This is a genomic window from Neisseria sp. P0001.S005 (assembly GCF_051963715.1).
The window spans coordinates 1-9,978 of sequence record NZ_JBQCTZ010000130.1; the positions used below are offsets into that span (position 1 = coordinate 1).

Sequence of the window (9,978 nt, forward strand, 5' to 3'; positions counted from 1 at the left end):
CGGTCTGCTTCGTCGCGCGCTTCAATGTCCGACAAAATACGCTCGAATGCAACGCCTTCGCATGGGATACCGAGTTGTTTGGCACGACGTTGGGCGCGGACATTGGCACTTGCGGTCAGGAAAATTTTTAATGCGGCATCAGGGAAAATAACCGAGCCGATATCGCGGCCGTCGGCGACCAAGCCTTTTTCAGTTAGGAAGTCGCGTTGGCGTTGCAAAAGGGCGGCACGCACTTTAGGCAACTGTGCGACGGCAGATGCGCCCATGCCGATCGCTTCGGTACGGATTTGCTCGGATACATCTTCGCCGTTTAATAATACGGCGCTGCCTTCAAATTGTGCGGGCAAGGTTTCTGCCAGTGTGCTGACGGCATCTTCATCTGTCCAGGCAACATTTTGTTTTTGTGCGTAAAGTGCGGTCAGGCGGTAAAGCGCACCGGAGTCGAGGTAAAGAAAACCCAAGGCTTCGGCTACGCGTGAGGCAACCGTCCCTTTACCGGATGCGCTGGGGCCGTCGATGGCAATGACTTTTTGCTTGAGGCTCATGTGTTCTCCTGAATGCGATAGGTATTTGAATTAACCGTTTATTATACGTTGCTTTGGCCGTCTGAAAGCGAAAATTTTTGTGTGATTTAGATTTGAGGGAAAAGTGGCTCGGCCTTATCGGGTATAATGGCCAAAATCATAATTTAACCGCTTTGTCTGATTGTTCGGGCCGTCTGAAATAACGGGTCGGGAACGGTCTTAGAATTTAGAAACATTATGTTACAAACTGATAATCTTACTTCTGCACAACCTCAGCGCATTATCACTGCTCAAAATATTTCCGCTCAGGAAGAATTGCTTGAACGCGCTTTACGTCCGAAAACTTTAGACGACTATATCGGGCAGGATAAAGCAAAAGAGCAGTTGGCCATTTTTATTCAGGCAGCGAAAAAACGTGGTGAAGCGCTTGACCACACTTTGCTGTTTGGCCCTCCGGGTTTGGGCAAAACTACTTTGGCGCACATTATCGCCAAAGAGTTAGGCGTTAATTTGCGCCAAACCAGCGGCCCGGTTTTGGAACGTGCCGGCGACCTTGCAGCCTTGTTGACCAATCTCGAGCCGCATGATGTGCTGTTTATCGATGAAATCCACCGTTTAAGTCCTGTGGTTGAAGAAATCCTTTATCCCGCGCTTGAAGATTATCAGTTGGACATCATGATAGGCGAAGGACCGGCCGCGCGTTCGGTTAAAATCGATTTGCCGCCGTTTACATTGGTAGGCGCGACGACCCGTGCCGGTATGCTGACCAATCCGTTGCGCGACCGTTTCGGTATCGTATCCCGATTGGAGTTTTATCAGAATAAAGATTTGGCAACTATTGTTGCCCGTTCTGCACAGTTGTTGCAGTTGGATATGGGCGACGAGGGCGCAATGGAAGTGGCCAAGCGCAGCCGCGGTACGCCACGTATTGCCAACCGCCTTTTGCGACGTGTGCGCGATTATGCCGATGTGAAAAACAACGGCGTCATTGATGCGGAAATTGCCAATGCAGCCTTGAGTATGCTGGATGTGGACGGGCAAGGTTTGGATGTGATGGATAGGAAATTCCTTGAGGCGATTCTGCACAAATTCAGCGGTGGTCCTGTCGGTTTGGAAAATGTGGCTGCTGCAATTGGCGAATCGACCGATACCATCGAAGATGTGATTGAGCCTTATCTGATTCAGCAGGGCTTTTTGCAACGTACACCGCGCGGACGCGTAGCAACCGAACGAGCCTATCTGCATTTCGGCTTGAAGGTTCAAGAATAATAATGAAGGCCGTCTGAAAACCGCTTTCAGACGGCCTGATACTTTCAATTTCATATGATTGTCGGCAAATATCTGCCGATAATCGGTTAAAATGTCTCCCTTTTCTTTTTTGAAGTTTCCCCATGAATATCTTATCCGTAGAAAATGCTTCTTTTGCCGTCGGCCACGTCGCCTTGCTCGACAAAACTTCTTTTCAACTCGACAGCGGCGAGAAAATCGGTTTAATCGGCCGTAACGGTGCGGGTAAGTCTTCGTTTTTAAAAATCCTCGCCGGCGTACAAAAGCTCGACGATGGGCAGATTATTGTTCAAAACAACCTCAAAATCGTTTATGTACCGCAGGAATCCTTTTTTGATAAGGACGCAACCGTATTTGATACCGTTGCCGAAGGTTTGGGCGAAATTCGCGATTTATTGCGCCGTTATCATCATGTCGGCCATGAGTTGGAAAATGGTTCGAGTGAGATTTTGTTGAAAGAGCTCAACGAATTGCAACTTGAAATCGAAGCGAAGGACGGCTGGAAACTGGATGCGGCAGTCAAGCAGACTTTGGGGGAACTCGGTTTGCCGGAAAACGAAAAAATCGGCAATCTTTCCGGCGGTCAGAAAAAGCGCGTCGCCTTGGCGCAGGCTTGGGTGCAAAAGCCCGACGTATTGCTGCTGGACGAGCCGACCAACCATTTGGACATTGACGCGATTATTTGGCTGGAAAATCTGCTTAAAGCGTTTGAAGGCAGCTTGGTTGTGATTACCCACGACCGCCGTTTTTTGGATAATATCGCTACGCGCATCGTCGAACTAGACCGCGGCATTCTGCGCTCCTATCCCGGCTCGTTCTCTAAATATAGCGAGAAAAAAGCGCAGGAATTAGCGGTTGAAGCGGAACATAACCGCCTGTTTGACAAATTCCACGCGCAGGAAGAAGCGTGGATACGCAAAGGCATTGAAGCGCGCCGTACCCGTAATGAAGGCCGCGTGCGCCGTTTGGAAGAGCTGCGCCGCCAGCGCGCCGAACGCCGCAATGTACAAGGGCAGGTCAACTTCAAGCTCGACAGCGGCGAGAAAAGTGGCAAAATCATCGCCGAATTGGAACACGCTTCGTTTGCCTATGGCGACAAAGTCATCATGGACAAATTCTCCGCCATTTTGCAGCGCGGCGACAAAATCGGCTTAATCGGTCCAAACGGTATCGGTAAAACCACCTTCCTCAAGCTGATTTTGGGTGAATTGCAGCCGACCTACGGCAGAATCCGCATCGGCAGCAAGCAGGAAGTTGCCTATTTCGACCAGTTCCGCAGCGCGTTGAATGAAAATGATACTGTGTTTTACACGCTCGGACAGGGCAATGATTACGTTGAAGTCGGCGGTAAGAAAAAGCATGTGATGAGCTATTTGGAAGATTTCCTGTTTCATCCGGCTCGCGCACAAAGTCCTGTTTCATCGCTCTCAGGCGGCGAACGCAACCGCCTTTTGCTGGCAAAACTCTTTACCCGTCCCGCCAATATTTTGGTCTTGGACGAACCAACCAACGACTTAGACATCGACACCCAAGAGCTGCTCGAAGACTTACTGCGTGATTATCAAGGCACGGTATTCCTTGTCTCGCATGACCGTATGTTCTTGGATAATGTGATTACCCAAAGCATTGTTTTTGAAGGACAAGGCCGTCTGAAAGAATACATCGGCGGCTATCAAGACTATATTGACGCAAAATCGCGGGAAGATAAAATTCAGACGGCCTCTGCGCCTAAAGCGGTTGCCGAACCTGAAAAAATTAAACCCAAAGCCAACCGCACAGTCAAACTTTCCTATAAAGAACAGCGCGAACTCGATGCCCTGCCTGATGAAATCGCCGCTTTGGAAACCGAGCAGGCTGAAATCAATGCCCAGCTTTCCGATCCTGAAATTTTCAAAGATTACGAAAAAGCAGGTGCATTGCAAAGCAGGGCTGAAGAAATCGAGATGTCGCTTTTGGAAAAACTGGAACGCTGGGAATGGCTGGAAGCGAAACAAAATGGCGAAGCGGTTTAAATTGGGAATTTTGTCCCAAAGTAGGGCAGATATTTTTCTAAATCATGCCGTCTGAACCCCGAATATTCAAAAACAAGGTCTACAACCAACATGAAAAAAGTCGAGAAAAACGTATTGGTGCTGCATAGCGCTAAGGAAATGTTTGAGCTGGTGGACAAAGTTGAGGACTATCCAAAATTTTTGCCGTGGTACAGCAAGACCGAAGTCATCGAACGCAAAGGCAATGAGCTAAAAGCGCGCCTGTTTATGGACTATATGCGCGTCAAACAGTCATTTGCGACGCACAACCACAATATCCCGGGGCAGGAAATCCGCATGGATTTGCTCGAAGGGCCGTTTAAAACCTTGCGCGGCACTTGGAAATTTATCGATTTGGGCGATGATATGTGTAAAGTCGAATTCAGATTAGAATACGATTTTTCCAATGCCGTACTTTCTGCCATGATTTCCCCGGTGTTCGGCCATCTCGCTGGCACGCTGGTGGATGCTTTTATTAAAGAGGCCGACCGCCGCTATGCTTGAGATTGAAATTGTTTACGGACTGGCCGACAGGCAAGTGTTGAAGAGCATGACCGTTGCAGAAGGTACAACCGTACGCGAAGCTACCTTGAAAAGCGGATTGGAGGTGGAGTTCCCAGAGTTGGATTTACAGCAAGCACCTTTGGGTATTTTCGGCAAGGCAGTGAAAGACGAGACTGTATTGCGCGATGGCGATCGGATTGAGGTTTATCGTCCATTATTGATTGATCCTAAAGAAGCGAGACGTAAACGTGCAGGGCAAGAATAAATCAAAGGCCGTCTGAAACTTTTTCAGACGGCCTGTCAAACTGAAAGAACAGTAATGAGCTTGAAAATTAAATTAATCGTTGGTTTGGGCAATCCAGGCCAAGAATACGAACAAACGCGCCATAATGTCGGCTTTTGGCTGTTGGACGAACTAGCGTGGAAATGGAAAGTCAATTTTAAAGACGAAAAGAAATTTTACGGCGAAGTAGCGCGCACCACTACGCCTGATGGCGATGTTTGGCTACTCAAACCCATGACCTTTATGAACCGCTCCGGTCAGGCAGTAGCCGCTTTGGCTCAATTTTACAAAATCAAGCCGGAGGAAATCTTAGTGGTTCATGACGAGCTGGATATTCCATGCGGCCGTATCAAATTCAAACTTGGCGGCGGCAACGGCGGACACAACGGCCTCAAAGACATTCAGACTCGTTTGGGTACGCCTAATTTCTACCGCCTGCGCTTAGGTATTGATCATCCGGGCGACCGTAATCTGGTTGTCGGTTATGTGTTGAATAAACCGTCGGCGGAACACAGACAGCAAATTGATGATTCCATTGCCAAATCCCTGCAAGGATTGCCGGCCGTGTTAAATGGCGAATGGGAAGAGGCAACACGTTTTTTACACAGTAAGTAAGCGTACCCGAATCAAACGGGCAACCTTGCGCATCATGTTCAGACGGCCTGAAAACAGACGGTGCAGTCTGACTAGTGATAAACCAATCAAAGAAACAGTAAATATGAGCGAACTGACTAGCCTTATGCAGACCGAAGCCCCAGGCATTGTTGGCGAAACATTAGACTTCTGCCTTTACGAATGCAGTATTGAAGATGCCCCGGATGCAGAAGAAGTGGCACAATGGCGTGATATTTTGAAGGCGCGTGGTGGAAAATTTGTCCGCTTGGCAGACATCTGTCAAACATGGCTGGATGAAGAGGCAGACAAATGAAAGCCTTACCATTAAACAAATTTACTGCCGCTGCCTTGATCTGGTTTGCCGCCGCCATTTATGCCTTACTTTTCAAAGAGGGCGGCAATAGCGCTCCACCATTTCCCCATTTTGATAAAGTCGGCCATTTCGGACTTTTCTTCGGTCAGGCATGGCTGTGCGCAAAAATATTTATTCAAGAGAATAGGGAAATACCCTATAAAGGCATTCTGTTTGCCGCTTTATTGTTTGCAGTAGGAAGTGAGTTAGCTCAGGCATTTCTGACTGCTACGCGGCAAGGTTCGATTGCGGACGGCATTGCCGATATGGCAGGTACGGCTGCGGCGCTGTGGTTTGCAGAAAAAGTAAAAACAGCAAAAAGTTAGATATATTTAAAGAAGTTAAAAGGCCGTCTGAAATCCTGAGAAACAGGTTTCAGACGGCCTTTTGTTACTTGATATTTGAAGCAATGATTGCTTCATGATAAGAATTAGAATGTTACGCGTACGCCGGCAGATACTTCGTGGGAATGGAGCTTAACGTTATTGATCTTGCTCCAGTGGTTATAGCGATAGCCTGCATCCAAGGCAACGTTTTGTATTTTCTTGTCGTAAATTAAGCAAATCTAAAAATGTTTTAACTGTTGTAAAAAAGCACTTATAAAAAACACTGTAACAAGTCGTTTAAGAACAAACGGCCTTGTTCTGTCGGGCGGAATACGATCGGGTCTGATTCAAGCAGGCCTTTTTGTCTGGCGGTTTCGATTTGTGCCATGATTTTTGCAGTGGGTACGCCGGTACGTTCCTGCAGCATTGAGGCAGGTACGCCGTTGGTTAGACGTAGGGCATTCATCATGAACTCGAATGGAAGGTCTTCGTCAGCAACGGTTTTGCGTTCGACTGCTTCATGCGGATTGCTCTGCATGGCGGCAAGATAGTCGTTGGGATGACGACGGCGGACGGTACGCTCGATACGGTCGGGATAGGAAATTTTGCCGTGTGCACCCGCGCCTATGCCCAAGTAATCGCCGAACTGCCAGTAGTTCAAATTATGGCGGCACTGCATATTAGCTTTTGCAAAAGCCGATGTTTCATAGTGAATAAAGCCTGCTCCTTCCAATTCGCCATGTACGGCATCTTCAATATCCAATGCTGCTTCATCTTGCGGCAATCCTTTGGGCGGCGTATGACCGAAAGGCGTGTTCGGTTCCATTGTCAGATGATATGCGCTGATATGAGATACGCCTGTTGCAATAGCGGTTTGCACATCGTTTAAGGCCGTCTGAACGGTTTGGTTTGGCAGGGCATACATCAAATCGATATTGACTTTGTCAAATAATTTCAATGCAGTATCAATGGCTGTCAGGGCTTCTTTGCCATTGTGAACGCGTCCCAATCGAGCAAGCATATCGTCGTTAAAACTTTGCACACCGATAGACAGACGCGTAATGCCTGCGTCTTTAAACCCTTGAAACTTCTCAATTTCAAATGTGCCCGGATTGGCTTCTAAAGTAATTTCCGCTTCGGGTTGCAAGCGCACTAATGAACGCACGCCACTTAACAAGCGGTCAATCGATTTCGCTTGAAACAGGCTGGGTGTACCGCCGCCGAAAAATATAGTTTCCACCGGTCTGCCCCAAATATTGGGCAATTCAAGCTGCAAGTCGGTTAATAGGGCATCGATATAGGCGTCTTCCGGCAGGCCGTTTTTCAGGCTGTGGGAATTGAAGTCGCAATATGGACATTTTTTGATGCACCAAGGAATGTGGATATAGAGTGATAAAGGAGGTAGGGCGGTTAGCTGGCCGGGGCGTTGGAAGGTGATTTGGGTCATGGTATGTGTTGAGGCTCAAGGCCGTCTGAAATTTTTAGGCCGTTATTTTAACTGAAATGTCGGCTGGGAAAGTAATCAGTAGGAAATATGCGAAGGCTAAGCGCTCAAAAATGCTTCAATTTCTTCTTCTGATAATTTGGAATTGCAGACGGATTTTATTTTGCCTTGAGAGATATTGAGTAATGCGGGAACAGTTTTGATGCCGTATTGTTCACGAAAAGTTTTTAAAGCTGCTTTGTTGCTGCTGTCTGTAAAGCGGATGGTAAGCTGCTTGTTTAAGGAAACGGTAGACAGTTTTGCAACAAAACGGCGACAGTATGAACAGCTTGGTTTGCCTAAAAAGACGATAGCAGTTTCTTGACTGTCAATGAGTTGCAGAAGTTCGTCAGGTGTGGTTGGGATGAAGGCAGCAACGTGTTTTGCAAAGGCTGCCAATTCTTCAGGTGTGGGCTTGGGCATGGGAATGAATGTGAGATAGGCCGTCTGAAGGTTTCAGACGGCCTGTTGTTTTTATGTAGTTAAAGTCTTTTGCGCATCCAAGATGAGAGTTTGGGTGCACCGAATAGCAGGAAAATGCCGATAAAAAGCTGCGCGATGTTGGTAAGTATACCGGCTTGGTTTTGTGCGCCGAGGTCCGCCCAAACGGATGTATGTGTATCGATAGCAATAGACTGTACAAAAAGATAGAGAGAGAACTGGTAAATTAGGTCGGGGATAGCTTGGAAAACAGTATATATGCCTATTAATACAATACCGGTCGTCAGCCATGGTGCAGGGTGTTTTGGGGCTTCCTGTACGGTTTGCAGATGTTCGGGCAACAGGCGGTTGGCAATGGCGGCAGGGAAACACCATAGCAGCAGCCATGCAATTAGATACAAGCCGTAGAGCATCAGTACGGATGAGATTTGTTTACTGTCATACATGCTTTCTGTCTGTACGAATATGGTCGCGATGCTGCCAAGTGTTTGTACGATACCGATTAAAACGACCAAGCGGATGGCGACAATCAAGATTTGCTTAGGGGACATGGATTTCTTCCATTATTTGTTGGATTTGGAACATCTAAAAAACGTTTCAGGTTTTCAGACGGCCTGCTATCGATTTATAAGGTTTCGATTTTTCTTAACAATTCACGCAATGCTTGGGCGCGGTGGCTTTCAGCATTTTTGATTTCAGGATCAAGCTCGGCGGCGGTGCAACCGTGTTCGGCCAGATAGAAATGTGGGTCGTAGCCGAAGCCGTTGGTGCCTGCGGCTTCTGCCTGCCATTGCCCGCGCCAGATGCCTTCTGCGATGATGGGCTGCGGGTCATTTTCGTGGCGGACGAGGACGAGTACGCAGACGTAGTAGCAGCTTTTGTCGTCTTTATCGGCAAGATCGGCAGAGAGTTTGGCGTTGTTTGCGGCATCGGATTTGGGGCTTTCGCCTGCATAACGTGCGGAGAAAATGCCGGGTGCGCCGTTTAAGGCATTGGTGCAGATACCGGAGTCGTCGGCAAGTGCCGGTAAACCGCTGTATTTGGCGGCATGACGTGCTTTAGCCAGGGCATTTTCAACAAAGGTATGGTACGGCTCGGGACATTCGGGCGTATTGAATTGTGATTGCGGCAGGACTTCGATGTTTAAGTCGGCAAAGAGGCGGGAAAATTCTTTGAGTTTGCCTGCGTTGCCACTGGCAAGGACGATTTTTTCAAACATGGTTTTTCCTTAATGGTTTTCGGTTTGCTGCATACGAGCCATTTGTGCGCGTGCTTTGTGGCGGATGTAAAGGGCAAGGCTGCCGATTTGGGCAAAAACGGCGGCAAAGGCAAACAGAAAGGCGGCAACGGCGAATTGTTTGCTGTGAATGCTCAGAAGATAAGCGCCCAACAAAATCAGTACGATAAACATCAGGGTAAACAGGGCGGTCAGGAGCAGATAGGCTTTTTGTCGGGTCATGGCAACTTGGGTAAGAGGGAAAAATGTTCTGATTATAACGTCAGATTGGGAATTTGAAACCATGCCGTATTCATTAAAAAGGCCGTCTGAATATTTCAGACGGCCTTAAGTCGAATAACGGATTAACGCAATTCTGTGTGCAGGCGGCTCAACAATGTGGAGGCATCGCTGCCTTTGTATGGGCTGCCGTCTTTGTTCAACAGATGGAGGCGTGCGCCATTGTTGATAGGCTCAACATACACGATGATTTCAGGATAAGTTTTTGGCGCTTCTGCTTTGCCTTTGCCAAATACGCGTTTGAACAGGCCCGGTTTTTTATTGGCAACTGCTTCGCCTTCGGTTGGAGCTTGTTGAACCAAGAAAGCGCGGCGTTCGGCATTTTGACCGATAACTGTCAGGCCGATGCGGTCAAGCGCAAGGGCGGTACGACGCCAGTTGCGGCCGTAATCGCCTGCCAGCAACAAAGTGCCATTGTCCACACGCGCCAATTCAGAAGCATTGCTGCGGGCGGCAACGCTTTGGGTCAGAGCCTGTTCGGCTTGCTGGCCGTCAACGCCCAAATATTGCATAAAGCGGGCGAGGAATGCAGCTTCGAGATTAGGGTCGTTTTCACCCGGCTGCCACATCGTAGTGTCTTTTTTACGGTCGGCATAAACTTCTTTCATGCCTTTGTG

General features: G+C 48.1%; 14 protein-coding genes and 1 pseudogene. 7 read left to right on the forward strand and 8 right to left on the reverse strand.

Annotation, left to right across the window (positions count from 1 at the left end; all coding sequences use genetic code 11):
• The coding region (gene cmk, locus ACTHSP_RS13940; RefSeq protein WP_440346304.1) for a (d)CMP kinase at positions 1 to 545 on the reverse strand (545 nt) is incomplete at its 3' end.
• A 216-nt stretch (positions 546 to 761) separates the two neighbouring features.
• Between cmk and ruvB the strand changes: the two genes are divergently transcribed.
• The 7 genes from ruvB to ACTHSP_RS13975 all read left to right on the forward strand — a co-directional run bounded on the left by ruvB (position 762) and on the right by ACTHSP_RS13975 (position 5,921).
• Positions 762 to 1,793, forward strand: a complete 1,032-nt coding sequence (gene ruvB, locus ACTHSP_RS13945; protein WP_003683680.1) for a Holliday junction branch migration DNA helicase RuvB — start codon at positions 762 to 764, stop codon at positions 1,791 to 1,793.
• Between the two features lie 122 nt (positions 1,794 to 1,915).
• A complete protein-coding gene (locus ACTHSP_RS13950; protein WP_049329637.1) occupies positions 1,916 to 3,823 on the forward strand; it encodes an ATP-binding cassette domain-containing protein in 1,908 nt (635 codons plus the stop codon).
• A 90-nt stretch (positions 3,824 to 3,913) separates the two neighbouring features.
• A complete protein-coding gene (locus ACTHSP_RS13955) occupies positions 3,914 to 4,345 on the forward strand; it encodes a type II toxin-antitoxin system RatA family toxin (protein WP_003683270.1) in 432 nt (143 codons plus the stop codon).
• The gene (locus ACTHSP_RS13960; protein WP_049351563.1) at positions 4,338 to 4,610 is read left to right on the forward strand and encodes an RnfH family protein; all 273 of its coding nucleotides are present in this window, start codon (positions 4,338 to 4,340) and stop codon (positions 4,608 to 4,610) included. The genes ACTHSP_RS13955 and ACTHSP_RS13960 overlap by 8 nt, the downstream gene beginning before the upstream one ends.
• A 54-nt stretch (positions 4,611 to 4,664) precedes the next feature.
• On the forward strand, positions 4,665 to 5,243 hold the full coding sequence (pth, locus tag ACTHSP_RS13965) for an aminoacyl-tRNA hydrolase (protein ID WP_049351564.1): 579 nt from the start codon (positions 4,665 to 4,667) through the stop codon (positions 5,241 to 5,243).
• Positions 5,244 to 5,346: 103 nt separating this feature from the next.
• The gene (locus ACTHSP_RS13970; RefSeq protein WP_036472378.1) at positions 5,347 to 5,556 is read left to right on the forward strand and encodes a hypothetical protein; all 210 of its coding nucleotides are present in this window, start codon (positions 5,347 to 5,349) and stop codon (positions 5,554 to 5,556) included.
• On the forward strand, positions 5,553 to 5,921 hold the full coding sequence (locus tag ACTHSP_RS13975; RefSeq protein ID WP_049351565.1) for a VanZ family protein: 369 nt from the start codon (positions 5,553 to 5,555) through the stop codon (positions 5,919 to 5,921). Before ACTHSP_RS13970 ends, ACTHSP_RS13975 begins: the two co-directional genes overlap by 4 nt.
• 104 nt (positions 5,922 to 6,025) lie before the next feature.
• On the opposite strand, the pseudogene ACTHSP_RS13980 reads toward ACTHSP_RS13975, so the two are convergent.
• The 7 genes and pseudogenes from ACTHSP_RS13980 to bamC form a co-directional block, all read right to left on the reverse strand.
• Positions 6,026 to 6,133 (reverse strand): annotated as a pseudogene (locus ACTHSP_RS13980) (opacity family porin); the annotation flags it as partial.
• 59 nt (positions 6,134 to 6,192) lie between these two features.
• Positions 6,193 to 7,368 (reverse strand): radical SAM family heme chaperone HemW, encoded by a 1,176-nt coding sequence (gene hemW, locus ACTHSP_RS13985; RefSeq protein ID WP_049351566.1) that lies wholly within the window; start codon positions 7,366 to 7,368, stop codon positions 6,193 to 6,195.
• 96 nt (positions 7,369 to 7,464) lie between these two features.
• Positions 7,465 to 7,803, reverse strand: a complete 339-nt coding sequence (locus ACTHSP_RS13990) for a thioredoxin family protein (RefSeq protein WP_318250565.1) — start codon at positions 7,801 to 7,803, stop codon at positions 7,465 to 7,467.
• A gap of 83 nt (positions 7,804 to 7,886) precedes the next feature.
• Positions 7,887 to 8,396, reverse strand: a complete 510-nt coding sequence (locus ACTHSP_RS13995; protein WP_049351568.1) for a hypothetical protein — start codon at positions 8,394 to 8,396, stop codon at positions 7,887 to 7,889.
• Between the two features lie 74 nt (positions 8,397 to 8,470).
• Positions 8,471 to 9,064 (reverse strand): RdgB/HAM1 family non-canonical purine NTP pyrophosphatase, encoded by a 594-nt coding sequence (rdgB, locus tag ACTHSP_RS14000; protein ID WP_049358175.1) that lies wholly within the window; start codon positions 9,062 to 9,064, stop codon positions 8,471 to 8,473.
• Positions 9,065 to 9,073: 9 nt separating this feature from the next.
• Positions 9,074 to 9,304 carry an NGO_0222 family membrane protein gene (locus ACTHSP_RS14005; protein ID WP_003679018.1) on the reverse strand — a complete coding sequence of 77 codons (231 nt, stop codon included), beginning with the start codon at positions 9,302 to 9,304 and terminating at the stop codon, positions 9,074 to 9,076.
• 122 nt (positions 9,305 to 9,426) lie between these two features.
• Positions 9,427 to 9,978: outer membrane protein assembly factor BamC (gene bamC, locus ACTHSP_RS14010; RefSeq protein ID WP_440346305.1), on the reverse strand; the 552-nt coding region annotated here is incomplete at its 5' end.

Excerpts from the sequence above, each read along its gene's own strand:
- ACTHSP_RS13970 (WP_036472378.1), top strand. The coding sequence starts at position 5,347 with ATGAGCGAACTGACTAGCCTTATGCAGACCGAAGCCCCAGGCATTGTT.
- ACTHSP_RS13950 (WP_049329637.1), top strand. The coding sequence starts at position 1,916 with ATGAATATCTTATCCGTAGAAAATGCTTCTTTTGCCGTCGGCCACGTC.
- ACTHSP_RS13955 (WP_003683270.1), top strand. The coding sequence starts at position 3,914 with ATGAAAAAAGTCGAGAAAAACGTATTGGTGCTGCATAGCGCTAAGGAA.
- hemW (WP_049351566.1), bottom strand. The coding sequence starts at position 7,368 with ATGACCCAAATCACCTTCCAACGCCCCGGCCAGCTAACCGCCCTACCT.
- pth (WP_049351564.1), top strand. The coding sequence starts at position 4,665 with ATGAGCTTGAAAATTAAATTAATCGTTGGTTTGGGCAATCCAGGCCAA.
- ACTHSP_RS14005 (WP_003679018.1), bottom strand. The coding sequence starts at position 9,304 with ATGACCCGACAAAAAGCCTATCTGCTCCTGACCGCCCTGTTTACCCTG.
- rdgB (WP_049358175.1), bottom strand. The coding sequence starts at position 9,064 with ATGTTTGAAAAAATCGTCCTTGCCAGTGGCAACGCAGGCAAACTCAAA.
- ACTHSP_RS13960 (WP_049351563.1), top strand. The coding sequence starts at position 4,338 with ATGCTTGAGATTGAAATTGTTTACGGACTGGCCGACAGGCAAGTGTTG.
- ACTHSP_RS13995 (WP_049351568.1), bottom strand. The coding sequence starts at position 8,396 with ATGTCCCCTAAGCAAATCTTGATTGTCGCCATCCGCTTGGTCGTTTTA.
- ruvB (WP_003683680.1), top strand. The coding sequence starts at position 762 with ATGTTACAAACTGATAATCTTACTTCTGCACAACCTCAGCGCATTATC.
- ACTHSP_RS13975 (WP_049351565.1), top strand. The coding sequence starts at position 5,553 with ATGAAAGCCTTACCATTAAACAAATTTACTGCCGCTGCCTTGATCTGG.